Source organism: Variibacter gotjawalensis (assembly GCF_002355335.1).
Classification (GTDB): Bacteria; Pseudomonadota; Alphaproteobacteria; order Rhizobiales; family Xanthobacteraceae; genus Variibacter; species Variibacter gotjawalensis.
Genome location: NZ_AP014946.1, coordinates 1,217,702 through 1,239,710, shown reverse-complemented (window position 1 = coordinate 1,239,710; position 22,009 = coordinate 1,217,702). Strand labels below are relative to the sequence as shown.

The 22,009-nt window shown below is 63.2% G+C and carries 28 protein-coding genes; 17 read left to right on the top strand and 11 right to left on the bottom strand.

Features of this window, described 5'->3' with window-relative positions:
- Window position 1: 1 nt before the first annotated feature.
- Window positions 2-283, bottom strand: coding sequence for a type II toxin-antitoxin system RelE/ParE family toxin (locus GJW30_RS05990; RefSeq protein WP_347337731.1), 282 nt, complete (start codon window positions 281-283; stop codon window positions 2-4).
- A 23-nt stretch (window positions 284-306) separates the two neighbouring features.
- Window positions 307-558, bottom strand: coding sequence for a type II toxin-antitoxin system ParD family antitoxin (locus tag GJW30_RS05985; RefSeq protein WP_096352938.1), 252 nt, complete (start codon window positions 556-558; stop codon window positions 307-309).
- Window positions 559-693: 135 nt separating this feature from the next.
- Between GJW30_RS05985 and ccmA the strand changes: the two genes are divergently transcribed.
- From ccmA to GJW30_RS05960, 5 genes are all read left to right on the top strand, one after another.
- A complete protein-coding gene (gene ccmA, locus GJW30_RS05980; RefSeq protein ID WP_096358683.1) occupies window positions 694-1,326 on the top strand; it encodes a heme ABC exporter ATP-binding protein CcmA in 633 nt (210 codons plus the stop codon).
- Complete coding sequence (gene ccmB, locus GJW30_RS05975) at window positions 1,323-1,970, top strand: heme exporter protein CcmB (RefSeq protein ID WP_096352935.1); 648 nt, start codon at window positions 1,323-1,325, stop codon at window positions 1,968-1,970. Before ccmA ends, ccmB begins: the two co-directional genes overlap by 4 nt.
- A 100-nt stretch (window positions 1,971-2,070) precedes the next feature.
- Window positions 2,071-2,796: a heme ABC transporter permease gene (locus tag GJW30_RS05970; protein ID WP_096352932.1), complete on the top strand. Its 726-nt coding sequence runs from the start codon at window positions 2,071-2,073 to the stop codon at window positions 2,794-2,796.
- Complete coding sequence (ccmD, locus tag GJW30_RS05965; protein WP_096352930.1) at window positions 2,793-2,966, top strand: heme exporter protein CcmD; 174 nt, start codon at window positions 2,793-2,795, stop codon at window positions 2,964-2,966. Before GJW30_RS05970 ends, ccmD begins: the two co-directional genes overlap by 4 nt.
- Entirely contained in the window at window positions 2,963-3,547 is a 585-nt protein-coding gene (locus tag GJW30_RS05960; RefSeq protein WP_096352927.1) for a DsbE family thiol:disulfide interchange protein, read from the top strand. Before ccmD ends, GJW30_RS05960 begins: the two co-directional genes overlap by 4 nt.
- A gap of 55 nt (window positions 3,548-3,602) precedes the next feature.
- On the opposite strand, the gene GJW30_RS05955 is transcribed toward GJW30_RS05960, so the two are convergent.
- Window positions 3,603-4,181, bottom strand: a complete 579-nt coding sequence (locus GJW30_RS05955) for a septation protein A (protein ID WP_096352924.1) — start codon at window positions 4,179-4,181, stop codon at window positions 3,603-3,605.
- A gap of 115 nt (window positions 4,182-4,296) precedes the next feature.
- On the opposite strand from GJW30_RS05955, the gene GJW30_RS05950 reads away from it, so the two are divergent.
- The 10 genes from GJW30_RS05950 (at window position 4,297) to GJW30_RS05905 (ending at window position 12,513) form a co-directional block, all read left to right on the top strand.
- Window positions 4,297-5,586 (top strand): glutamate-5-semialdehyde dehydrogenase, encoded by a 1,290-nt coding sequence (locus GJW30_RS05950; protein WP_096352921.1) that lies wholly within the window; start codon window positions 4,297-4,299, stop codon window positions 5,584-5,586.
- Window positions 5,587-5,599: 13 nt separating this feature from the next.
- The gene (locus tag GJW30_RS05945) at window positions 5,600-6,196 is read left to right on the top strand and encodes a nicotinate-nucleotide adenylyltransferase (protein WP_096352918.1); all 597 of its coding nucleotides are present in this window, start codon (window positions 5,600-5,602) and stop codon (window positions 6,194-6,196) included.
- Between the two features lie 214 nt (window positions 6,197-6,410).
- Entirely contained in the window at window positions 6,411-6,812 is a 402-nt protein-coding gene (rsfS, locus tag GJW30_RS05940) for a ribosome silencing factor (RefSeq protein WP_430727091.1), read from the top strand.
- A gap of 72 nt (window positions 6,813-6,884) precedes the next feature.
- Window positions 6,885-7,364 carry a 23S rRNA (pseudouridine(1915)-N(3))-methyltransferase RlmH gene (rlmH, locus tag GJW30_RS05935; protein WP_096352915.1) on the top strand — a complete coding sequence of 160 codons (480 nt, stop codon included), beginning with the start codon at window positions 6,885-6,887 and terminating at the stop codon, window positions 7,362-7,364.
- A gap of 207 nt (window positions 7,365-7,571) precedes the next feature.
- Window positions 7,572-8,903, top strand: a complete 1,332-nt coding sequence (locus tag GJW30_RS05930) for a murein hydrolase activator EnvC family protein (RefSeq protein ID WP_096352912.1) — start codon at window positions 7,572-7,574, stop codon at window positions 8,901-8,903.
- Window positions 8,900-10,225 carry a S41 family peptidase gene (locus tag GJW30_RS05925; RefSeq protein ID WP_096358681.1) on the top strand — a complete coding sequence of 442 codons (1,326 nt, stop codon included), beginning with the start codon at window positions 8,900-8,902 and terminating at the stop codon, window positions 10,223-10,225. The genes GJW30_RS05930 and GJW30_RS05925 overlap by 4 nt, the downstream gene beginning before the upstream one ends.
- A 107-nt stretch (window positions 10,226-10,332) precedes the next feature.
- The gene (locus tag GJW30_RS05920; RefSeq protein ID WP_096352909.1) at window positions 10,333-10,908 is read left to right on the top strand and encodes a hypothetical protein; all 576 of its coding nucleotides are present in this window, start codon (window positions 10,333-10,335) and stop codon (window positions 10,906-10,908) included.
- A 128-nt stretch (window positions 10,909-11,036) separates the two neighbouring features.
- Window positions 11,037-11,540: an RNA pyrophosphohydrolase gene (locus GJW30_RS05915; RefSeq protein WP_096358680.1), complete on the top strand. Its 504-nt coding sequence runs from the start codon at window positions 11,037-11,039 to the stop codon at window positions 11,538-11,540.
- Window positions 11,537-12,046, top strand: coding sequence for an RNA pyrophosphohydrolase (locus GJW30_RS05910; RefSeq protein ID WP_096352906.1), 510 nt, complete (start codon window positions 11,537-11,539; stop codon window positions 12,044-12,046). Before GJW30_RS05915 ends, GJW30_RS05910 begins: the two co-directional genes overlap by 4 nt.
- 62 nt (window positions 12,047-12,108) lie before the next feature.
- Window positions 12,109-12,513 (top strand): endonuclease domain-containing protein, encoded by a 405-nt coding sequence (locus GJW30_RS05905; RefSeq protein ID WP_245408671.1) that lies wholly within the window; start codon window positions 12,109-12,111, stop codon window positions 12,511-12,513.
- Between the two features lie 161 nt (window positions 12,514-12,674).
- Here the strand turns inward: GJW30_RS05905 and GJW30_RS05900 are convergent, their stop codons facing one another.
- The 7 genes from GJW30_RS05900 to GJW30_RS05870 all read right to left on the bottom strand — a co-directional run bounded on the left by GJW30_RS05900 (window position 12,675) and on the right by GJW30_RS05870 (window position 19,373).
- Window positions 12,675-13,094 (bottom strand): F0F1 ATP synthase subunit epsilon, encoded by a 420-nt coding sequence (locus GJW30_RS05900; protein WP_096352900.1) that lies wholly within the window; start codon window positions 13,092-13,094, stop codon window positions 12,675-12,677.
- Window positions 13,095-13,183: 89 nt separating this feature from the next.
- Window positions 13,184-14,608, bottom strand: coding sequence for a F0F1 ATP synthase subunit beta (gene atpD, locus GJW30_RS05895; RefSeq protein ID WP_096352897.1), 1,425 nt, complete (start codon window positions 14,606-14,608; stop codon window positions 13,184-13,186).
- A 79-nt stretch (window positions 14,609-14,687) separates the two neighbouring features.
- Window positions 14,688-15,092 carry an organic hydroperoxide resistance protein gene (locus GJW30_RS05890; RefSeq protein WP_096352893.1) on the bottom strand — a complete coding sequence of 135 codons (405 nt, stop codon included), beginning with the start codon at window positions 15,090-15,092 and terminating at the stop codon, window positions 14,688-14,690.
- 12 nt (window positions 15,093-15,104) lie between these two features.
- Window positions 15,105-15,992 carry a F0F1 ATP synthase subunit gamma gene (locus GJW30_RS05885; protein ID WP_096352891.1) on the bottom strand — a complete coding sequence of 296 codons (888 nt, stop codon included), beginning with the start codon at window positions 15,990-15,992 and terminating at the stop codon, window positions 15,105-15,107.
- An 88-nt stretch (window positions 15,993-16,080) separates the two neighbouring features.
- Window positions 16,081-17,613: a F0F1 ATP synthase subunit alpha gene (gene atpA, locus GJW30_RS05880; RefSeq protein ID WP_096352888.1), complete on the bottom strand. Its 1,533-nt coding sequence runs from the start codon at window positions 17,611-17,613 to the stop codon at window positions 16,081-16,083.
- Window positions 17,613-18,173, bottom strand: a complete 561-nt coding sequence (locus GJW30_RS05875; protein ID WP_096352885.1) for a F0F1 ATP synthase subunit delta — start codon at window positions 18,171-18,173, stop codon at window positions 17,613-17,615. Before GJW30_RS05875 ends, atpA begins: the two co-directional genes overlap by 1 nt.
- Window positions 18,174-18,422: 249 nt before the next feature.
- Complete coding sequence (locus GJW30_RS05870) at window positions 18,423-19,373, bottom strand: cyclase family protein (RefSeq protein ID WP_157746697.1); 951 nt, start codon at window positions 19,371-19,373, stop codon at window positions 18,423-18,425.
- Window positions 19,374-20,067: 694 nt separating this feature from the next.
- Between GJW30_RS05870 and msrB the strand changes: the two genes are divergently transcribed.
- Complete coding sequence (msrB, locus tag GJW30_RS05865) at window positions 20,068-20,472, top strand: peptide-methionine (R)-S-oxide reductase MsrB (protein ID WP_096352878.1); 405 nt, start codon at window positions 20,068-20,070, stop codon at window positions 20,470-20,472.
- Between the two features lie 64 nt (window positions 20,473-20,536).
- Window positions 20,537-21,442 (top strand): DMT family transporter, encoded by a 906-nt coding sequence (locus GJW30_RS05860; protein WP_096352875.1) that lies wholly within the window; start codon window positions 20,537-20,539, stop codon window positions 21,440-21,442.
- On the opposite strand, the gene GJW30_RS05855 is transcribed toward GJW30_RS05860, so the two are convergent.
- Window positions 21,432-21,977, bottom strand: a complete 546-nt coding sequence (locus tag GJW30_RS05855) for a hypothetical protein (RefSeq protein WP_096352872.1) — start codon at window positions 21,975-21,977, stop codon at window positions 21,432-21,434. The genes GJW30_RS05860 and GJW30_RS05855 overlap by 11 nt on opposite strands.
- Between the last annotated feature and the right edge of the window lie 32 nt (window positions 21,978-22,009).

The following is a 22,009-nucleotide window of genomic DNA, read 5'->3' as shown; positions in this document are numbered from 1 at the left end:
GTCACATCGGCTTCGAACCGGCCTCGAGGATATCGAGGTAGTCACGCGCACCGTGCAGGATGTGCAAGATCACGACCCGATCCGGCTCGACTTTGTAAAAAATCAGGTAGTTGCCGTGCACGCGGCGGCGGATTCCAAGCGATTCATAGCGCGACACCAGCGGAAATGCGGCGTGGAGATCGGCGAGGCTGAGACACTGAGCTCGCAGCTCGGCGGCGAAGGTTATCGCTCTTCTCGGACTATCGGCGGCAATCGTTTCGGCAATCGACACGATCTCGGCCATCGCGGCGGCCGAGATGACGACGATCATGTCTTCGAACTACCTTTCAGTTTGCCGTCGAGCTGATCGAAAAAGGCCTCGGCGGCGAAAATGCGGCCCGCATCCGCGTCGGCTAGACCGCGTGCGAGGGCGGCGTCGAGCACGGCAAGCCGCGTCTCCCGCTCCTGGACGAGCCGGACCCCTTCCCGCAAAACCTCGCTCTTCGAATTATATCGCCCTGCCTCGACCAGTCTGGCGACATAGTCCTCGAGGTTGGCACCCAAATCGGCACTGATCATAATTTGATAATAGTTATCAAAGCCGATTCAGGCAATCCCTAGAGGGCGCTTTCGCGATAGCCGCGAACGCGATAACCGTCGCCAAGAGACTTGGCGGAGTCGGCGCTCTTGCTGCCCGCGACCAGAGTTCCGACGATGCCAACCCGCGCAGGCGACATCACGCGCCTCATCGCAACCGATCTAGCCTGCATCCGCGGCGGCCGCATCGTTTTCGAGCGGCTGAGCTTCGCGGTGCCCTCCGGTTCCGCACTGGTGCTGACGGGACCGAACGGCGCCGGCAAGTCGTCGCTCCTCCGCGTCATCGCGGGCCTCGTTAGGCCGAGCATGGGCACGGTCGCGGCCGAGGGCGGCGACGCAGAGCATACTCTCGCCGAGCATTGCCACTATGCGGGGCATCTCGATCCCGTGAAGGCGTCGCTCAGCGTCGGCGAAAATCTTGAGTTCTGGCGCGATTTCCTTGGCGGCGAACCGGCGCGCTCGATCGATGACGCGCTCGCGGCGGTCGGGCTCGGCAGCCTCGCCGACCTGCCCGGCGGCTACCTATCGGCCGGCCAACGCAGGCGTCTTTCCCTCGCGCGATTGATCGCGGTCCATCGTCCGATCTGGCTGCTCGACGAGCCGACAGCCGCGCTCGACAGATCCGGTCAGGAGATGTTCGCGACGCTGTGCGCCGCGCATCTCGCGGCCGGCGGCATCATTGTTGCGGCGACGCATGCGCCGCTCGCGCTTCCGGGCGAGCAAAATCTCGCACTCGGGGGCGCCGCATGAGCGCCCTCCTCGGCCGCGATTTCAAGCTCGCTCTGCGCACCGGCGGCGGCGCGCTGATGGGCGTGTTGTTCTTTCTCGTGTTGATAGCGTTACTGCCATTCGCTGTCGGTCCCGATCTGCCGCTGCTCAAACGCATCGGTCCCGCGATGCTGTGGCTCGGGGCATTGCTGGCGAGCCTGCTCACGCTCGATCGCTTATTCGCGGCGGATCACGACGACGGCGCGCTCGATCTCATGTTGATGGCGCGCACGCCGCTTGAACTTTCAGTCATCGCGAAGGCGCTTGCGCATTGGATCACCAGCGCGCTGCCGCTGGTTGTCGCGACGCCGCTGCTCGGCTTGATGCTCAACATCGAGCCCGCCGTCTCGCTGCACGTCGCGTTGACGTTGCTCGCCGGCACGCCCGCGCTGACGCTGATCGGCGTCATCGGCGCGGCGCTCAGCGTCACGCTGCGGCGCGGCGGCCTTCTATTGCCGATCCTCGTATTGCCTCTGTCGGTGCCGGTGTTGATCTTCGGTGTCGCAGCCGCCACAACGCCGGGCGAATTCGGCGCGCCTTTTCTCATTCTGCTTGCGCTGAGCCTCGTCAGCCTCGCGGCGGCCCCTTTCGCGGCCGCGGCGGCGTTGCGGCAGGGGATGGAGTAATGCATCGCGATCGCGTTACCGCGAAAAGCAGCGCATTGCGCGACCGGCTCTTGCCCCTTATCACCCTCAATCCGGCCAGGTGGCCGCAGTATCGTAACGCATGGCTCTAATCGACCTCGCCAACCCGACGCGCTTCTTGCGCTTCACCGAACGCGTCTTGCCGTGGCTCATCGCCGCGACCGCGATCGTGCTGGCGACCGGGCTTTATCTCGCGTGGAACGCGCCTGACGATTACCAGCAGGGCGCGACCGTGAAGATCATGTTCATTCACGTGCCGTCGGCGTGGCTCGCGATGGGCATTTGGGCCGTCATGAGCCTCTCGGCGCTCGGCACGCTGGTCTGGCGGCACCCGCTCGCCGACGTTGCGGCACGCGCAGCGATGCCGATCGGCGCGGCGTTCACGCTGATTTGTCTCGTCACCGGCGCGCTGTGGGGGCGGCCGACATGGGGCACCTATTGGGTGTGGGACGCTCGCCTCACTTCGGTGCTCGTCCTCTTCCTCATGTATCTTGGGCTGCTCGCACTGTGGAGCGCAGTCGATGAGCCGTCGCGTGCCGGACGGCTTGCCGCGATCCTCACGCTGGTCGGCGCCGTCAACTTGCCGATCATCAAATTCTCGGTCGATTGGTGGAACACGCTGCATCAGCCGGCGTCGGTCGTGCGGCTCGGCGGCGCGGCGATCCACCCGACGATCCTGACGCCGCTGCTGACAATGGCGGCCGCATTCTTCCTCCTCTTCGTCACGCTACACCTCGCCGCGATGCGCAATGAGATCCTGCGCCGCCGTGTGCGCACGATGCGCTTGCGGCAAGCGAGTGCCGCATGAGCACGCTCGGACCGCACGCGACGTTCATCGTCGGCTCCTACGCTGTGGCGACCACCGTGATCACGGCTCTGCTCATCTGGGTGGTCGCTGATTATCGCGTGCAACGCCGTACGCTCGCCGATCTCGAACAGCGCGGCTTCGGCCGCCGTTCAGCGGGAGATACCCTGTGAGCGATGCCGCGGAACCGCGAAATACATCACGCCGCATTCTGTGGCTAATTCCGCTCGCGCTGTTTGCGGCGCTGGCGACCTTGTTCTTTATCCGGCTCTTCGCCGGCGATCCGTCGCGGCTTCCGTCGGCGCTGATTGGGAAGCCCGCGCCGCAGACGTCTCTCGAAGGCATCGACGGATTGCTGCGCGACGGCAAGCCTGTGCCGGGCCTGTCGCCCGAAACGCTCAAGGGACACGTTACGCTGGTGAATGTGTGGGCGTCGTGGTGCGACCCATGCCGCGACGAGGCTCCGCTGCTGATGCAACTCGCCGAGAGCGGCGTGCGGCTCGTCGGCATCAATCAACGCGACAAGGCCGAAAACGCGCGGCGTTTTCTCGGCCGATACGGCAACCCGTTCGTCGCGATCGGCACCGATGCAAATGCCCGCGCGTCGATCGAATGGGGCGTCTACGGCGTGCCGGAAACGTTCGTCGTCGATCGCGAAGGCAAGATCGTCTTCAAGCTGGTCGGCGGCCTGACGCCGGAGAATTACGAGCGTCAGATCAAGCCAGCGCTCGAGCGCGCGAAGGTCGGACAGTAGTTTTTGAGTCGCATTCCCGGACGGCGAACCGGTATCCACTTCGCCTGGAAATGCTCTAGCTTTTCTCGCCTTCCGGCGCTTTCGGGACGGCGTAACGGTCGAGAACCGACGCCTGCAGCATGCCGAAGATGAAGATCAGCGGGATGATGCCGAAGACTTTGAACTTCACCCAGAAGTCCGTCGACATCGTGCGCCAAACGACCTCGTTGAGCAGCGCAAGAAAGAGAAAGAATAACCCCCAGCGTTGCGTCAGAACGCGCCAGCCTGCCGGTGTCACCTCGAAGATCGTGCCGAACACGTTCTGCAGCAACGTTTTCCCGAACAGCAATCCTCCGAGCAGCGTCGCGGCGAAGAGGCCGTAAATGATCGTCGGCTTCATCTTGAAGAACGTTTCGTCGTGCAGATAGAGCGTCAGCCCGCCGAACACGAAGACGATGACGGCCGAGACCGTCGACATGGTCGAGATGTGCCGGGTCAGCGCGAAGGAGATCGCCATCGCGATCGCGGTGACGATCATGAACACGATGATCGCCGTGTACATTTCGACCCGCGAGTAGACGAGGAAGAACAGCAGCAACGGCCCGAGTTCGAGGGCGAGGCGCAACAGCGGCGGTTCGGACTTCTTTTCGCTCATGGGCAGCCTTCTAGCCCACAAACTCCGGCGGATCGAAGGATTTTTGGCCAGATTTCTTCCCTCGGCGGCCGTCAAACCTATGTTATAAGCCGCGCCGACTGACCGGAATGGACCAATGACCGCCCCGCTGAAGAGCATCGAAGGCAACGATATCGCGACCGCGATGGCCGATCTCGGCCGCCGCGCGCGTGTTGCCGCGCGTTCGCTCGGGCAGGCCGGCGCTGCGCAGAAAAACGCCGCGCTGACCGCGATGGCGGCCGAAATCCGCCGACGCTCTGCCGACATCATCGCGGCGAATGCCGAGGATGTGAAAGACGGCAAGGCCGCCGGCATGACCGGCTCGTTTCTCGACCGCCTGACGCTCAACGAAGCGCGCGTCGAAGCGATGGCGACCGGCCTCGAGGTCGTCGCGGCGGTGGAAGATGCGGTCGGCAAGGTCACCGAGAGCTGGCAGCGGCCAAACGGCATGACGATCGAGCGCGTGCGCGTTCCGCTCGGCGTCGTCGGCGTCATCTACGAGAGTCGCCCGAACGTTACGGCCGACGCGGGCGCGCTGTGCCTCAAGGCCGGCAACGCGGTCATCCTGCGCGGCGGCTCGGACAGCTTCCGCTCCTCGCGTGCGATCCACGCGGCGCTGACCGAAGGCCTGCGCATCGCGGGTCTCCCCGAGGATGCGATCCAGATCGTGCCGACGCGGGATCGCGCCGCCGTCGGCATGATGCTCGCGGGCCTAGACAGCAACATCGACGTGATCGTGCCGCGCGGCGGCAAGGGCCTCGTCGCGCGCGTGCAGACGGAAGCGCGCGTGCCGGTATTCGCGCATCTTGAGGGCGTCGTGCATGTCTATGTCGACAAGGCCGCCGACCTCGCGATGGCGAAGGATATCGTGCTCAACGCGAAGTTGCGGCGCACCGGCGTCTGCGGCGCGGCCGAGACGCTGCTCGTCGATCGCGCTGCGGCACAGACACATCTTAAACCGCTGGTCGACATGCTGATCGATGCGGGCTGCGAAGTGCGCGGCGATGCGGCCGTGCAGAAAACCGATACGCGTGTGAAACCCGCGACCGAGGAAGACTGGCCGGCTGAATATCTCGACGCGATCATCGCGGCAAAAGTCGTCGACGGCGTGGACGATGCGATCGCGCATATCGAGCGGTACGGCTCGCATCACACCGACGCGATCGTCACGGCGGATCAGGCCGCCGCCGATAAATTCTTGGCCCAGGTCGATAGTGCGATCGTGCTGCACAATGCATCGACGCAGTTTGCCGACGGCGGCGAATTCGGCTTCGGCGCCGAGATCGGCATCTCGACCGGCCGCATGCACGCACGTGGCCCGGTCGGCGTCGAGCAACTGACGACGTTCAAGTATCGCATCCACGGATCGGGCCAGACGCGTCCGTGATCGCAAGCTCTGCATGATCGCACGACTCCCGCCCTCCGCCGGTCTGCGCATCGGCCTGTTCGGCGGCTCATTCAATCCGCCGCATGCGGCGCATCGCGCCATCACGCTGCTGGCGATGAAGCGTCTGCATCTCGACTTCGTCTGGTGGATCGTCTCACCGGGCAACCCGCTCAAAGACACGCGCGGCCTGCCGCCGCTCGCCGAGCGCCTAGCGGCAGCGCGACGCGTCGCCAACCACCCGCGCATCGTCGTCACCGACGTCGAGCAGCAAATCGGTACGCGCTACACGGTGGATACGCTGCGGTATCTGCGTGAGCGCTGCCCGCGTGCGCGTTTTGTCTGGATCTCGGGCGCCGACGTGCTTGAAGAATTCCACCGCTGGCGGGCCTGGGACGAGATTTTCGAGATGGTGCCGCTGTGTTTCATGGATCGCGGCGGCGAGACGCTGGACGCGCTTGGCTCTCCGGCCGCGCAGCGCTTTTCCCGCGCGCGATGGCCCGAGGAGCGTGCCGCCCAGCTAGCCGGCATGAAGCCGCCGGCCTGGGTTTTCGTGCACGGGATGAAGTCGACGCTGTCATCCAGCGCCATCCGGGCCGGGATCGCCAAATAAGTCCCGAAACGGGGCATGCGTTCGCGATACCGCCGATGTTACCGCGCCACACTTTGGTGTTATCGCGCTCTCTCGCAACCAAAAGATCGCGCTGTCATTGAAAAGATAAGGTACTGGTGCCTATCTTAATGTGTCCGCGGGCACCTCTCGAATCACGGACCTTTCGAATGGAAACCCGCGGCCGGACAAGGAAAGGATTGCCTCACTGTCCACCGTGACGCCTCGGACTCGCAAAGCGAAGTCCGCTCCGCTCTCGCCGGTCGATCTCGACCAAGAGGGTTGGAAACTGACGCTGAAACTGATCCTCGACGAGCTTGGCGATGCCAAGGCTGAGGACACCCTCACCATCGATCTCGCTGGGAAGAGCGCCATGGCCGACGCCTTGGTGGTCACCTCCGGTCGCTCCAACCGTCAGGTTGGCGCAATCGCGGACCGCCTCGAAAAGGCGCTGCGCGAAGCCGGTATTCGCGGCGTGAAGATCGAAGGCCTGCCGCATTGCGACTGGGTGGTGCTCGATGCCGGTGACGTCATCGTTCACATCTTCCGTCCGGAAGTCCGCGCCTTCTACAATCTCGAGAAGATGTGGGCACCCGAAATGGCGCGCCGCGTGAGTTAAAAGAAATCCCGCCCGGGATTTCTCGCGATGATCTAAGGTTCGCTCCGAACCGACGTTCGGAGCCCGGGTACTTTGCGCATCACGATTGCGGCGGTCGGCCGCCTCAAATCCGGCCCGGAACGACAGCTTGCCGAGCGCTACCGCGAACGCGCGGTGAAAGCCGGACGCGGCCTCGGATTCCGCCAGATCGACATCATCGAAATCGACGAAAGCCGTGCGCGCGACGCCGATCGCCGCATGACCGAGGAAGCCATCGCGATAGCCAACGTTCTGCCGCCGCATGCGCGTATCGCGGCGCTCGACGAACGCGGCGATATCCTCGGCAGCAAAGGCTTTGCCGAGTTGATTGCGCGTTGGCGCGACGACGGACACGATTGCTGCTTCATCATCGGCGGCGCCGACGGGATGGCGCCGAGCGTGCGCGACCAAGCCACCAAGCGCCTGGCGTTCGGTGCTTTCACGTGGCCGCACCAGATGGTGCGCATCATGCTGCTGGAGCAGATCTACCGCGCGACGACGATCCTGTCGGGACACCCGTATCACCGGGAGTGAGCCTGCCGCGCACTCCCACCCTCCCCTGGAGGGGGAGGGTCGCGAACGCAAGTGAGCGGGGTGGGGTGAGCTTGGGCGACACCGATAATTCACCCCACCCCGCCGCTTCGCGTCGACCCTCCCCCTCCAGGGGAGGGTGCGCACCTCGCCGCCGCCGCGCGCCAAAACTTAATCCTCTCTTCACCATGCGAGGCCACTAATGGTGCGATGCGCCAGACCGTGCTTCGCCTGACGATGATTGCGCTCGCCTCGGCGGGGTTGCCGACATTCGTCCATGCGCAACAGACCGCGAACGCGCAACAGACCGCGAACGCGCAGCAAACCAACGCGCCACTCAACATCAATACGCCCGCCGCAGAACGCCACGCCGCCGCCGGCGCGCGCGCAATGCGCGAGAGCGAACTCGAACGTGTGCGTGCCGATCAGCGTCGCGCCGCCGAAACCGAACTCAAGCTCAAGCGCGAAATCGAAACCATCGGGCAGGATCGCCGCAAGCTCGCGGAGCTTCTCGTCGCGACCGCGACGAAACTGCGCGAAGCCGAAGAGCGTGTTTTCGCAACCGAGGCGCGCCTCGGCGGTCTCGACGAACAAGAGCAGGCGATCCGCGGCAAACTCTACGCGCGCCGCCATGTCATCGCGGATTTGCTCGCGGCTCTACAGCGGATGGGACAGCGTCCACCGCCTGCGCTGCTCGTGCGCCCCGAAGATGCCTTGAAGACCGTGCGCAGCGCGATGCTGCTTGGCGCCGTCGTTCCGGCGATGCGCGCTGAGACCGAGGCGCTCGCGATCGACCTCGCCGCGCAAGTCAACATCCGGGCCGCCATCACGGCCGAGCGCGAGGCGCTGGCTAAGGATGCGGCCGGCCTTGAACAAGAGCGCGTGCGCATGACGGCGCTGGTCGAGGAGCGGCAAAAACGCCAGGCCGAAGCCGAGCGAGCCCTCGAAGGCGAACGCGGACGTATGATGGCGCTCGCCCGCCAGGCCGATTCGCTCAAAGATTTGATCGCGAAGCTTGATCGCAACGCGCCGGCCGAGAATACGCCGCCGCCGGACCAGCCGGACGGCCAGCCTCGGGATACCAACAAGCTCAAACCGTCAATTTTATTTGCGAATGCCAAAGGGTCGCTGAAACTGCCCGTCGGCGGCATCAAAATTCGCAATTTCGGTAGTTCTGACGGCCTCGGCAGCACTCAGAAGGGGATTTCGATCGCATCTCGCATCGGCGCGCAGGTTACGGCGCCGACGGACGGCTGGGTCGTCTATGCGGGACCGTTCCGATCCTACGGACAACTCTTGATCCTGAACGTCGGCGGGGGGTACCATGTCTTGCTCGCGGGAATGGAGCGAATCTCGGTGGATTTGGGACAGTTCGTTTTGACCGGGGAACCTGTTGCCAGCATGGGTAACGGCCCTAAAACCGCCGCAGCTATCCCGATAGGTTCGAGCCAGCCGACCCTCTATATTGAGTTCAGGAAAGACGGTACGCCCGTCGACCCCGGTCCTTGGTGGACTGCGGACAGCGAAAAGGTTCGCGGATAATGCGGAAGATCTCGTTGCTTCTCCTTGGCGCCGCTGCTGGCGCGGCTATGACGATTGCCGTCTCTCAGCCGCAGCTCATCACGGCACGACCCGCCAAGGCGGCGCCGGCTGACACTTATAAGCAGCTCAATCTGTTCGGCGATGTCTTCGAGCGCGTCCGCGCCGACTACGTCGAGAAGCCGGAAGATTCCAAGCTCGTCGAATCCGCAATCAACGGCATGCTCTCGGGCCTCGATCCGCATTCGAGCTACATGGATGCGAAGTCCTTCAAGGACATGCAAATCCAGACACGCGGCGAGTTCGGCGGTCTCGGCATCGAAGTCACGATGGAAGACGGCCTCGTGAAGGTCATCGCCCCGATCGACGACACCCCGGCCGCGAAAGCCGGCGTCATGGCGAACGACGTCATCACGCATCTCGACGACGAGCAGATCCAGGGTCTCACCCTGAACCAGGCCGTCGAAAAGATGCGCGGCCCGGTCAACACCAAGATCCGCCTCAAGGTGATGCGCAAGGGTCAGGACAAGCCGGTCGAGATCGTCATCACACGTGACGTCATCCGCGTCCGCGCCGTGCGCTCGCGCATCGAGGGCGAGGATATCGGCTACGTCCGCATCACGCAGTTCAACGAGCAGACGAACGAGAACCTCAAGAAGGCGATCAACGAACTCGCGGCGCAGCACGGCGACAAGCTCAAGGGTTTCGTGCTCGATCTGCGCAACAATCCGGGCGGCCTGCTCGATCAGGCGATCTCGGTGTCGGACTCTTTCCTCGAAAAGGGCGAGATCGTTTCGACGCGCGGCCGTAACGCGGAAGAGACCCAGCGCTTCAATGCGCGTCCGGGTGACATCATCAAGAACAAGCCGGTGATCGTGCTGATCAACGGCGGCTCGGCTTCGGCCTCCGAAATCGTCGCCGGCGCTCTGCAAGACCACAAGCGCGCGACCGTCATCGGCACGCGCTCGTTCGGCAAGGGCTCGGTGCAGACGATCATTCCGCTCGGCTCCGGCAACGGCGCCCTGCGGCTGACGACCGCCCGTTACTTCACGCCGGGTGGCCGTTCGATCCAGGCCAAGGGCATCGTGCCGGATATCGAAGTCCTGCAGGAAATCCCGGACGAGCTGAAGGGCCGCGCCGACACCAAGGGCGAAGCCTCGCTGCGCGGCCATCTCAAGGCCGAAGGCCAGGAAGAGACCGGTTCGCAGTCTTACGTTCCGCCGGACACGAAGAACGACAAGGCGCTCCAGTCGGCTCTCGAGCTGCTGCGCGGCACCAAGCAGCATTCAGCCTTCCCGCCGAACCCGAAGTCGGTCGCGAACTAAATCGTCGACCGAACCAAATCTCGGATCTGTTAACGGGGCGGTAACCATACGCCCCGTTTTCTATTGGGGTCGCGGAATCTGCTCCGCGGCAGGATCCGAGGTACGTGATGGCCCTTCAGACGAATGCGTTGACCGCCCCTCTCGGTCAGACCCGACGTCCGGTCGCAGCGGAGGCGCACCGCTTGAGCGCGGTCGTGCCGGCATTGGTTGTCGGGCTTCTGTCCTCGGTTTTGATTTCCTTCGGCGCTTACGCGCTCATGGCAACCGATCCGCTCGGCGGCGAGCCGGTCGCGCGGGCCACCGCGAAGGTGAAGCCCCTCGTCGTCGCCGCGCGCGCGCAGGCCCCAGCCGAAGCCGCTCCCGAGCCCGCGATGGCTGCAGCTGCCGCTCCGCAAGCACCGCGCAACACGATCAGCATTATCAACGGCCTCACGGGTCAGCGGAACGAAGTCGAGATCGGCAGCGGCGCGTCGCAACCAGCCGGCACGCCGCAGCAACAGCAGCGCCAACGCCAAGCCGAAAGCGCACCACCCGGCACAATGCGCATCGAGGTCGCGCCGAACGGCGGCGTGAAGATCACGCCGGCCGACGGTCAGCAGGTCGCCGAGATCAAGCGTTACATGGAGTCGGTGCAGAAGCCCGCGATGCCGTCCGGTGCGAAGGTCATCAACCTCCCGCAGTAACCGCGCGTCGTAATTCCGTGCAGCTGCGCCCATATGCTAGGAGCACTTTCAAGTGAAGTGGACCCCGGTTCACGTCAAGAAAATGCGACCAAACAAACTAGCATGGCGCACAGCACGGATTGGACTTGATGACCCGCTACGAAGACCTCCCCTACCGCCAGTGCGTCGGCGTGATGGTGCTCAACCGCAAGGGTGACGTTTTCATCGGCCGACGCTCCGGCGGCGCCGAACATGTCGACGCGACACATTCGTGGCAGATGCCGCAAGGCGGCCTCGATGACGGCGAAGAGCCGTTCGACGGCGCACTGCGTGAGTTGCACGAAGAGACCAACATCAAGTCGGTAACGAAGCTTGCCGAGGTCGACGAATGGCTCGCCTACGATATTCCAGCGGCGATCGGGAAGAAATCGTGGAAGGGCAAGTATCGCGGCCAGACGCAGAAGTGGTTCGCGCTGCGCTTCACCGGCGTCGATAAGGAGATCGACATCCTCCGCCCGGCCGGTGGTGCGCATAAGCCGGAGTTCGTTGAGTGGCGCTGGGAGCCGATGCGGAACGTGCCGAAGCTCATCATCCCGTTTAAGCGGCCGGTCTACGATCGCGTCGTGAAAGAATTCGCGCATCTGGTGAAATGAGCGTGGTTGATCTCCCTTACCGTCCGAATGCCGGCATCGCGCTATTCAATCGCGACGGTCTCGTGTTGATCGCGAAGCGTTTGCGCGACGACGGGCCGGAGCGAATTTATCCTGGTCACGAATGGCAGATGCCGCAGGGCGGCGTCGATCCGAACGAAGATTTTCTGCAAGCCGCCTATCGCGAACTGCGCGAGGAGACGCAAGTCATCAGCGTCGACTATCTCGCCGAAACAGAATGGTTTGCCTACGACTTCCCGCCGTATCACGGCCCGCCACATCGCTTCTCGGTGTTCCGCGGCCAGAGGCAAAAATGGTTCGCGATGCGCTTCACGGGCGACGACAGCGAGATCGACATCTCGGTCGACGGCTCGGGCGATCCGCCGGAATTTTCCGATTGGCGTTGGGAGAAACTCGATCGCGTGGCGGAGCTGGTCGTACCGTTTCGCCGCGACGTCTATCGCAACGTCGCGCAACAGTTCGCGCCGTTCGCCGTACCGATGCGCTAATCGCCGTATTTGAAGAGAGCAGCCACGGCCTGTGATAACCTCTCCCATAGGGAGAGGTCGGATTGAGCAGTGCTCGCGGCGCGCAACGCGCGCTAGCGAGACGCGAAAATCCGGGTGAGGGGATGCACCGTTTCGCAAAAGGATTGAGAAGTCGGCAAACGCGCGCAGAGCAGCTGCTGTGGCAGTTGCTGCGCAATAGGCAATTGGCACGATGGAAGTTTCGACGGCAGCATCCGATAGGCCGCTACATCGTGGATTTCGCTTCGCTGGACGCGAAGCTCGTGATCGAAGTCGATGGCGACACTCATTATTCCGACGCTGCTCAAGCGCGTGATTTGATCCGGACGAAAGCAATCGAGCAATGCGGATACTTGGTCGTCCGGGTGAGCAATATCGATATCTACGATAACATCGATGGCGTCGTGGAGATGATCCATCGCACGCTGGATCCCAAGCGACAGATTTAGTCGTTAGACTGCCGCCCCTCACCCGCCGCGCTGCGCGCGTCGACCTCTCCCCATGGGAGAGGTGGTGCCCAGATTTGCGGAGCTCTCCGAACTGCACCGAAGCATCCGCGCAATAAAAAACGGCCGCCGAAGCGGCCGTTTCAAATTCTCTGGGCGAAAACTTAGTGCGCGGCGCTAGAGCCGCCCGACATTGCCGCCTGCACGGCCTGCAACTGGCCGATGCGGCGACGGAGACGATCGCGCTGCGCATCGTCCTTGGTGTCGGCTGCGTCTTCCTCTGCGTCCTTGATCGCGGACGCGAGCTTCGCGGTGTCGAGGTCCGAGGTGCGGACAGCTTCGTCGGCGAGCACGGTCATGCCGGCCGGCGAGACTTCGGCGAAACCGCCGAACACGACGATGCGCTCTTCCTTGCCACCTTCGATCACCTTGAGGATGCCGGGACGCAGCATCGCAACGAGCGGTGCATGGCCCGCCAGCACGCCGAAGTCGCCTTCCGAGCCCGGAGCGTCGACTTGCGTGACTTCGCCGGAGAACAGCAAACGATCCGGCGAGACGAGTTCGAAGTGGAAGGTGTCGGCCATGGACAATCCAATATCTAAGAAATCTGGCAGGAGGGCTTAGGCAATAGGCAGTCGAACGGACAGCCTACGCACTAAGCCCGATTGCCTCGTTACGCCGCCTCTGCCGCGAGACGCTTGCCCTTTTCGATCGCCTCTTCGATGTTGCCGACCATGTAGAAGGCAGCTTCCGGAAGGTGATCGTACTTGCCATCGACCAGGCCCTTGAAGCCCTTGATGGTGTCGGCGAGGTCGACGAGCTTGCCCGGCGCGCCGGTGAAGACTTCGGCGACGTGGAACGGCTGCGACAGGAAGCGCTCGATCTTTCGGGCGCGGGCGACGGTGAGCTTGTCCTCTTCGGAGAGCTCGTCCATGCCCAGGATCGCGATGATGTCCTGCAGCGCCTTGTAGCGCTGGAGCACCTGCTGAACCTGACGCGCGACCTGGTAGTGCTCCTCTCCGACGACGAGCGGCGAGAGCATGCGCGAGGTCGAGTCGAGCGGATCGACGGCCGGGTAAATACCCTTGGCGGCGATGTCGCGCGAAAGCACGGTCGTCGCGTCCAAGTGGGCGAAGGAGGTTGCCGGCGCCGGATCGGTCAAGTCGTCGGCCGGGACGTAAATCGCCTGCACGGACGTGATCGAGCCCTTCTGCGTCGTCGTGATGCGCTCCTGCAGCGCGCCCATGTCGGTCGCGAGCGTCGGCTGATAACCGACGGCCGAAGGAATACGGCCGAGTAGCGCCGACACTTCCGAACCCGCCTGCGTGAAGCGGAAGATGTTGTCGACGAAGAACAGCACGTCCTGGCCCTGATCGCGGAAGTGTTCGGCGATCGTCAAACCGGTCAGACCGACGCGAGCGCGAGCGCCCGGCGGCTCGTTCATCTGGCCGAACACGAGAGCGCATTTCGAGCCTTCGCCGCCGCCCTTCTTGTTGACGCCGGACTCGATGAACTCGTGATAGAGATCGTTGCCCTCGCGGGTGCGCTCGCCGACGCCGGCGAATACGGAGTAACCACCGTGCGCCTTCGCGACGTTGTTGATCAGTTCCTGAATAAGCACGGTCTTGCCGACGCCGGCGCCGCCGAACAGGCCGATCTTGCCGCCCTTGGCGTACGGTGCGAGCAGGTCGACGACCTTGATGCCGGTGACGAGAATTTCGGCTTCGGTCGACTGGTCGGTGTATTCCGGAGCCGGTGCGTGAATCGGGCGGGTGCCTTCCGACTGGACCGGGCCGGATTCGTCGATCGGGTCGCCGACGACGTTGACGATGCGGCCGAGCATGCCGGCACCGACCGGAACCGAGATCGGCTGCCCGGTGTCGGTGACCTTCTGGCCGCGCACGAGGCCTTCCGACACGTCCATCGCGATGGTGCGGACAGTCGACTCGCCGAGATGCTGCGCAACTTCGAGCACGAGACGGTTGTCACCGTTCTTGGTCTCGAGTGCGTTCAGAATGGCGGGCAGGTCTCCATCGAACTGCACGTCGACGACGGCGCCGATGACTTGCGTGATGCGGCCTTCTTGGGCGGTAGCCATGACTTCTCAGCTCCTACGAATTACTTGTGTGTGCATCATCTTGTCGGAAAACCGGTTTCCACTTTTCCGGATGATGCAGTTAGACGACGGTCAGCGTGACTGGGATATTCCCGCGCGTCGCCTTCGAATACGGGCAGATCTTGTGGGCGTCTTCGAGCAAGGCCTGAACCTTGTCCTTTTCGGCGCCCGGAATTTTCAGCGACATGTCGGCCTTGAGGCCGAAACTGGTTTCGTCCTTGTCGATCGTGACGGTGCACGAGACTTCGGCCGACTGGCCGTCGAGGCCGTGCTTCTTGGCGAGTGCGAGCACCGCCTGGTTGAAGCACGCCGCATAGCCGATAGCGAACAGCTGCTCGGGGTTATGACCCTCGCCGTTGCCGCCCATTTCCTTCGGCAGGCCCATCGCGAGCGAGAGCGCGTTGCCTTCGAGGTGCGCGCGACCGGCGCGGCCGCCCTTGGAAGTTGCCTTGGTGACGTATGCCATGCTGCGTCCTCCTTATAGCGCTTCTGCGCCCGAGATGATCTCGATGAGTTCTTTCGTGATCATCGCCTGACGCGTGCGGTTGTAGGTGAGGGTCTGCTTGCGGATCATCTCGCCGGCGTTGCGCGTCGCGTTGTCCATCGCGCTCATGCGCGCGCCCTGTTCGGACGCGGCATTCTCGAGCAACGCGCGATAGATCTGCGTCGTGAGATAGGCCGGGAGCAACTCGGCGAGGATTTCTTCCTCGGCCGGCTCATATTCGTAAACGGCGGCCGGCGCGTCGGTTTTCTTGTCGCCTTCCGAGACCGGCGGTGCGGCCGGGATAATCTGCTGCGCGGTCGGGATCTGCGAGATCACCGATTTGAAGCGCGAGTAGAACAGCGTCGCGATGTCGAACTCACCCTTATCGAACGAGGCGACGACCTGCTCGGAGATTTCGCGCGCATTCTCGAAGCCGACCGAGCGCACGCCGCGCAATTCGATCGTCTTGAGCATCAGCTTGCTGTACTGGCGGCGAAGCTGGTCCGCGCCCTTACGACCGACGCACTGGATCTTGACCTCTTTGCCTTCGCGCACGAGGCGGTTGATGTGCTCGCGGGCAAGACGGACGATCTGCGAGTTGAAGGCGCCGCACAGGCCACGCTCGGCCGTGCAGACGATCAGCAGATGCGTCTTGTCCTGGCCGGTGCCGGAGAGGAGACGCGGCGCGCCGTCCTGACCCGCAACGCTGGCCGCGATATTTCCGAGCACCGCTTCGATGCGCTCCGCGTAGGGGCGCGCGACCTCGACGGCCTGCTGCGCGCGGCGGAGCTTCGAGGCGGCGACCATCTGCATCGCCTTGGTGATCTTCTGCGTCGCTTTGGTCGAAGCGATGCGATTGCGCATGTCCTTGAGGCTGGCCATCTCTCTCTACTTCCAGTCTCTTTCTGAAAACGGGCTCACGCCTTTAAGACGTGGATGGCCCGGACAAGCCGGGCCATGACGATGGTGCTTAAGCGAACGACTTCGCGAAGTTATCGACGACGTCCTTGAGCTTGCCGGCCGTCGCGTCCGAAAGGTCGCTCGACTTGCGGATGTCTTCGAGGATTTCGTTGTGCTTGCCGCGCACGAGGCTGAGGAGACCGTCCTCGAACTTGCGCACCTGCGAGACTTCGAGCTTGTCGAGGTAGCCGTTGACGCCGGCGTAGATCACCACGACCTGCTCTTCCATCTTCAGCGGCGAGAATTGCGGCTGCTTCAGGAGCTCGGTCAGGCGGGCGCCGCGGTTGAGCAGGCGCTGCGTCGTCGCGTCAAGGTCCGAACCGAACTGAGCGAAGGCCGCCATTTCGCGGTACTGCGCGAGCTCGCCCTTGATCTTGCCGGCGACCTTTTTCATCGCCTTCGTCTGCGCGGACGAACCGACGCGCGAGACCGAGAGACCGACGTTCACGGCCGGGCGAATGCCCTGGTAAAACAGGTCGGTTTCCAAGAAGATCTGGCCGTCGGTGATCGAGATGACGTTGGTCGGGATGTAGGCCGACACGTCGTTCGCCTGCGTTTCGATGACCGGCAGCGCGGTCAGCGAGCCCTTGCCGGCAGCGTCGCCCATCTTGGCGGCGCGCTCGAGCAGACGGGAGTGAAGATAGAACACGTCGCCCGGATAAGCTTCGCGGCCCGGCGGGCGGCGGAGCAGAAGCGACATCTGACGATAAGCGACGGCCTGCTTCGACAAGTCGTCATAGATGATGACGGCGTGCATGCCGTTGTCGCGGAAGTATTCGCCCATCGTGCAGCCGGCGAACGGCGCCAGGAACTGCATCGGAGCCGGATCGGACGCCGTTGCCGCGACGACGATCGAGTATTCGAGAGCGCCCTGCTCTTCGAGCACCTTCACGAACTGCGCAACGGTCGAACGCTTCTGACCAACGGCGACGTACACGCAGTAGAGCTTCTGCTCTTCCGGCGCGCCGGCTGCGTTCAGCGGCTTCTGGTTGAGGATGGTGTCGAGTGCGATCGCGGTCTTGCCAGTCTGACGATCGCCGATGATCAGCTCGCGCTGGCCACGACCAATCGGGATCAGCGAGTCGATCGCCTTGAGGCCGGTCGCCATCGGCTCATGCACGGACTTGCGGGGAATGATGCCCGGAGCCTTCACGTCGACGCGCTTGCGCTCTTTCGCCGTGATCGGGCCCTTGCCGTCGATCGGGTTGCCGAGCGCGTCGACGACGCGGCCGAGCATTTCCTTGCCGACCGGCACGTCCACGATGGCGCGGGTGCGCTTGACGGTCTGGCCTTCCTTAATCTCACGGTCCGAACCGAAAATAACGATACCGACGTTGTCGGCTTCGAGGTTCAGCGCCATGCCGCGCGTGCCGTTCTCGAACTCGACCATCTCGCCGGCCTGAACGTTATCGAGACCGAAAACGCGGGCGATACCGTCACCGACCGAGAGAACCTGGCCGACTTCGGAAACTTCGGCTTCCTGACCGAAATTCTTGATCTGCTCTTTGAGGATTGCGGAAATTTCCGCGGCGCGGATGTCCATCAGCCGACCTCTTTCATGGCGTGCTTCATAGCGTTGAGTTTTGTGCGCAGCGACGTATCGACCATACGGCTGCCGACTTTGACGATCAGTCCGCCGATGATGGCGGGATCAACTTTGACATTCAGCGTGACGTCTTTTCCGGTCACGGAATTAAGCGCGTCTTTGAGCGACGCGAGATGCTGTTCGCTCAGCGGCTCGGCAACCGTCACGGTCGCGCTTGCCTCACCGCGCTGCTTGGCGGCGAGCGCGGCAAAACCACGCACCATGTCGCCGACAGCGAAGAGACGGCGGTTCTGCGCCGCCAGGCGAATGAAATTACCGGCGAGGCCGCCGATGCCGGCCTTCGCCAAAACGGCCGTCACGGCCTTGGTCTGGTCGTCCGACGAAAACACCGGGCTGCGCACGAGGCGGCCAAGATCCGGATTGTCAGCGATCAGCTTGGCAAAGTTGTCGAGATCGGCCTGTACGGCATCAACCGACTTCTGCTCGAGCGCTAGCTCGAAAAGTGCGGTCGCATAGCGGCCCGCCATACCTGAAACGTTCGCGTCTTCGCCTGCCACGTTGTGCTCGCCCGTGCCCCGAGAGCTTCGATCATTCCAAGAACCAGAGCGCCACAACCGGTCGCGCTCTCCAAGCTCTTGGAATCAGCGGAAATTTCGACGATGGGGACACGGAGAAAACGTCCGGCGTCCTTAAGAGTCGTGGCGTGCTAACATACGGGGTGCTGTGGCGCAATATAGCGCGCGCCGTCTGGAACGATTTGAGGCAGCATGGCGAGACTTTCCCGCCATGCTGCAAGTTGTATCCGATCAACGGATCGCGGTCGGCGATACTGTGGAACCCGAGCCGCCCTGCATCTTCAGCGGCTGCATGACGAAGGCGAATTCGCCGACGCCCTTCTGCGCGAGTTCGTCGAGCTTCAGGTTTTCCAACAGATGCACGCCGTGGACGACCAGCGCGAGCTGATGCACAGGCAGCGAGATCAACGGATCCGGGCCCGGGCTGACTTCGACCGGCCAGTTGTCGGCACCCATCAGCATCGGGTCTTTCGCGATCAGCCACTGCGCGGCCTTCACGCCGATGCCCGGGCAACCTTTGACGTAGCGCGCATTCTCTTTGCCGTAGAGCTTGCCCCAACCCGTGTGGATCAGCACGGCATCGCCCGGCTGCAGCGTCAGGTTCTGCTTTTTCAGTGCGCCTTCCAGGTCTTCGACGGTGATTTCGTAATTGTCGCCGAGAATTTCGACGCCTTTGTAGCCCGCGACATCGATCAGTACGCCGCGTGTGAAAAGCTGGCCGACAGTGTGGACGCCGTATTTCGTAAAGCCGCTACGCGTCGCGTTCTCGCTCGACTTTGCGCAGTTGTACCAGCTGTCTTCGTGCGTCTGATGCGCGAAGCCGTCGAACTGCGTACCGACCTGGCCGATTTCCGAAACAACGAGTTCTTCGTTCGAACCGCGCCGATTCGACGGCTGGTTCATGAAGGTGCGCTTGGTGTGTACGTCGAAGCGGCGCGTGCCGAAGAACGGCATCGTCGGTCCGAGCACGTGCGCGAGTTCGATCACTTCTCCGGTCTTGATGAGCTTGGCGGCGTTCTGCACGGCGCCGGGCTTCTGGTGGTTCATCGAGCCGCGCTCGTCGCTCGCACCCCATTTCGACGGGCAGCGCTCTCGCTCGGGCGGCGGCGTCCAGGTTGGGGTTTGTGCCCAGGCTGCACTGGACAGGCAGGTGATAAGCGCCGCAGCTAAGATCGATTTCATCGACATTTCCTCCACCCTCGATTGCGTTCGAGGTTGCCGGAAGGATGGGCCGCTTGGTTCGCGGCTTTCAACGGTCGCGGTGTCCGCGGACCGGCGCACTTTGTCGCATGCTAAGCCGAAAACGGACCCCAGAAAAAAATCGCCGCGAGCTTCCTTTCGGAAGTCGCGGCTGAAGGGGCCGGCTCATTGTTCTTGGTTTTCTGTTCTTCTTGTTGTTACGCCGGCTAGCTTTGCAGCCACTCAGACGATCTTTCGATCGTGCTGGGCGGAAGTTCACTTAGACGGAACTTTCTGCACCGTACCGCTCCAGCGCGTCCTGGGCGGTTCCTTGTTGCGGCTCCGGTGGATCGGCTCTCTTGGATAGAGCCTCTTTCCTACGGGTACCGCGAAAACTCGAAACCTACGGTCGGCAGTTCGTTCTGTTGTGAACGTCTTATGTAAGACCGCTTACGCTACTTTTGCGCGTTCTGGAAGTTATTTCTTCGACGTACGTCCAAAGCATAGTTTCACCCTTAGGAAACACTGAACAGTTGTCCAACTTCTCGTTTTGGTTGCGCTCTGATTAGATCACAGCCTGACGTAACGCCGTGGCTGGCTGATCCGTAAGCCTATCGAGCGCCTCGCAAAGCGCGACACTCCCGACTACATTAGTGCCAACCAAACACCCGCTTCGATCACCAGCGGCGGAGGAACTATGGACACCCGAACCTATCCAGTGACCCGAACGGACGCCGAGTGGCGTCAGCGTTTGAGCGCCGAGCAATATGCCGTCATGCGCCAGCACGGGACCGAGCGCCCCGGCAGCTGCGCCCTCAACTACGAAAAGCGCCCCGGCACCTTCTTCTGCGCCGGCTGCGACCAGCCGCTGTTCCGCGGTAAGACGAAATTCGAGAGCGGCACCGGCTGGCCAAGCTTCAACGATCCGGAATCCGGGTCGGTCGAGACGACCACCGATCGCAGCCACGGCATGGTGCGCACCGAGGTGCACTGCGCGACCTGCGGCAGCCATCTCGGCCACGTCTTCCCGGACGGCCCGCCGCCGACGCATCAGCGTTACTGCATCAACGGCGTTGCGTTGAATTTCACGCCGGACGCCTGATCGCTCTTTCCTTCTGCGAGAAACGCGCGCCATAACGGCGCGCGTTTTTTGTTGGCCGATTCCTATGACCTCGCCGCCGCTGCATCACGACGCTCAGTCGAATCTCAAGGGCATCGTGTGGGCGCTGCTCGGCGTCGGCGTATTCTCGTTCTACTTTCTGGCCGGCAAGTTTTCGGACGGCGCCGCTTCCGCAACGCAGATCATGTGGATGCGCTACACCGGCGGCTTCATCACGGTCGTCGTCGTCATGCTGGTGATGCGAACGCCGGTCGCGACCCTCGAGACACGTCAGCTGCATTTTCATGCCTTCCGCGCCGCAATGGGCAGCGGCGGCGGCATCGCGGCGATCTACGCGGCCGCACATATGCCGGTCGCCAACGCCACTGCAATCGGCCTGATGGATGCCGTGTTCGTCATGCTGTTCGGGGTCTTCCTGCTGAAGGAGACCGTGACGGCGCGGCAATGGCTCGCTGCCGGCGTCTGTCTCGCAGGCGCCGTGGTCGTCATCGTGTTCGGCCGCGGGCTGAATCTCAGCGAGGGCTCACTGTTCACCAGCGGCGTTGCGCTGGCAGGCGCGCTCTTTCTCGCCATCGAGAGCCTCATCATGAAGCGTCTCGCGCGCTCAGAGAGCGCGATGGCATATCTGTTTTACGTCAATCTGTTCGGCTCGCTGATCTTGACGGTACCCGGTCTCATCGAGTGGCGGCCGATCCCGCTGACCTACATCGCGGCGTTTCTGATGTTGGGTCCGCTTGCGATCGCGGGCCAGAGCTGCAACATCATGGCGTTCCGGCTGACCGACATCGCCCTGCTCGCGCCTGTGAAATACACGTGGATCGTCTTCGCGGCACTGTTCGGATTCGTGTTCTTCGGCGAAGTCCCGACGGCGGCGACCTACGCGGGCGGCGCGTTGATCGTAGCGGGCGGCGCCGCCCTCGCGCTTTCGCGCGTTGCGCGCGCTACTGCGTGATGACGAGTTCGAGGAGCTGCGCGATTTTGGCGCGCGGGTCGTCGTTCTCAGTGACACGATACGAGCAGCGCAACCCGCGCACTTCGCGCTCACTGATCCAAAGCGCAACCGGCAGCGCAGCCTCCTGACCACCGACCGTCGTCGCGTAGGCGACGGAGACGTAAGTTTTGCCCATCGCCTGCTTCAACGCGGGTTGTTCGGCGCGACGGCTGTTGGAGATCGTATCGAGCCCGATCGGCTGATCGCTTCGCTCATCCATGAAGCGGCGTGCCAGCCAATACTCGAATTGGCCCCAGGTGAAGTTTTGGCCGACGAGCGACTCGGTGCGCGCGCCATCTCCCATTTTCTCGACCGTGCGGCGGAAGTAGACGCATTGCAGCGTATCGGCGGCGCATTCGCCATCGATACAGCGCAAGCTGGTTTCGATCGCTCCGGGATCGCCCACGACCGGCACGATGCGCCAGCCGGGATAAACCTGGGCATTCGCGGCCGAGGCGAATGTTGCGAGAGCGAGGCCGAGCAGAATTGCGCGCATGCCGCGTTATAGCTGAGCCATCGCATCAACTC

What these genes read in the sequence shown, in the direction of transcription:
- GJW30_RS05990 (WP_347337731.1), bottom strand. Translation starts at nt 283, where the DNA reads ATGGCCGAGATCGTGTCGATTGCCGAAACGATTGCCGCCGATAGTCCG.
- GJW30_RS05985 (WP_096352938.1), bottom strand. Translation starts at nt 558, where the DNA reads ATGATCAGTGCCGATTTGGGTGCCAACCTCGAGGACTATGTCGCCAGA.
- ccmA (WP_096358683.1), top strand. Translation starts at nt 694, where the DNA reads ATGCCAACCCGCGCAGGCGACATCACGCGCCTCATCGCAACCGATCTA.
- ccmB (WP_096352935.1), top strand. Translation starts at nt 1,323, where the DNA reads ATGAGCGCCCTCCTCGGCCGCGATTTCAAGCTCGCTCTGCGCACCGGC.
- GJW30_RS05970 (WP_096352932.1), top strand. Translation starts at nt 2,071, where the DNA reads ATGGCTCTAATCGACCTCGCCAACCCGACGCGCTTCTTGCGCTTCACC.
- ccmD (WP_096352930.1), top strand. Translation starts at nt 2,793, where the DNA reads ATGAGCACGCTCGGACCGCACGCGACGTTCATCGTCGGCTCCTACGCT.
- GJW30_RS05955 (WP_096352924.1), bottom strand. Translation starts at nt 4,181, where the DNA reads ATGAGCGAAAAGAAGTCCGAACCGCCGCTGTTGCGCCTCGCCCTCGAA.
- GJW30_RS05950 (WP_096352921.1), top strand. Translation starts at nt 4,297, where the DNA reads ATGACCGCCCCGCTGAAGAGCATCGAAGGCAACGATATCGCGACCGCG.
- GJW30_RS05945 (WP_096352918.1), top strand. Translation starts at nt 5,600, where the DNA reads ATGATCGCACGACTCCCGCCCTCCGCCGGTCTGCGCATCGGCCTGTTC.
- GJW30_RS05930 (WP_096352912.1), top strand. Translation starts at nt 7,572, where the DNA reads ATGCGCCAGACCGTGCTTCGCCTGACGATGATTGCGCTCGCCTCGGCG.
- GJW30_RS05920 (WP_096352909.1), top strand. Translation starts at nt 10,333, where the DNA reads ATGGCCCTTCAGACGAATGCGTTGACCGCCCCTCTCGGTCAGACCCGA.
- GJW30_RS05915 (WP_096358680.1), top strand. Translation starts at nt 11,037, where the DNA reads ATGACCCGCTACGAAGACCTCCCCTACCGCCAGTGCGTCGGCGTGATG.
- GJW30_RS05910 (WP_096352906.1), top strand. Translation starts at nt 11,537, where the DNA reads ATGAGCGTGGTTGATCTCCCTTACCGTCCGAATGCCGGCATCGCGCTA.
- GJW30_RS05900 (WP_096352900.1), bottom strand. Translation starts at nt 13,094, where the DNA reads ATGGCCGACACCTTCCACTTCGAACTCGTCTCGCCGGATCGTTTGCTG.
- atpD (WP_096352897.1), bottom strand. Translation starts at nt 14,608, where the DNA reads ATGGCTACCGCCCAAGAAGGCCGCATCACGCAAGTCATCGGCGCCGTC.
- GJW30_RS05890 (WP_096352893.1), bottom strand. Translation starts at nt 15,092, where the DNA reads ATGGCATACGTCACCAAGGCAACTTCCAAGGGCGGCCGCGCCGGTCGC.
- GJW30_RS05885 (WP_096352891.1), bottom strand. Translation starts at nt 15,992, where the DNA reads ATGGCCAGCCTCAAGGACATGCGCAATCGCATCGCTTCGACCAAAGCG.
- atpA (WP_096352888.1), bottom strand. Translation starts at nt 17,613, where the DNA reads ATGGACATCCGCGCCGCGGAAATTTCCGCAATCCTCAAAGAGCAGATC.
- GJW30_RS05870 (WP_157746697.1), bottom strand. Translation starts at nt 19,373, where the DNA reads ATGAAATCGATCTTAGCTGCGGCGCTTATCACCTGCCTGTCCAGTGCA.
- msrB (WP_096352878.1), top strand. Translation starts at nt 20,068, where the DNA reads ATGGACACCCGAACCTATCCAGTGACCCGAACGGACGCCGAGTGGCGT.
- GJW30_RS05860 (WP_096352875.1), top strand. Translation starts at nt 20,537, where the DNA reads ATGACCTCGCCGCCGCTGCATCACGACGCTCAGTCGAATCTCAAGGGC.
- GJW30_RS05855 (WP_096352872.1), bottom strand. Translation starts at nt 21,977, where the DNA reads ATGCGCGCAATTCTGCTCGGCCTCGCTCTCGCAACATTCGCCTCGGCC.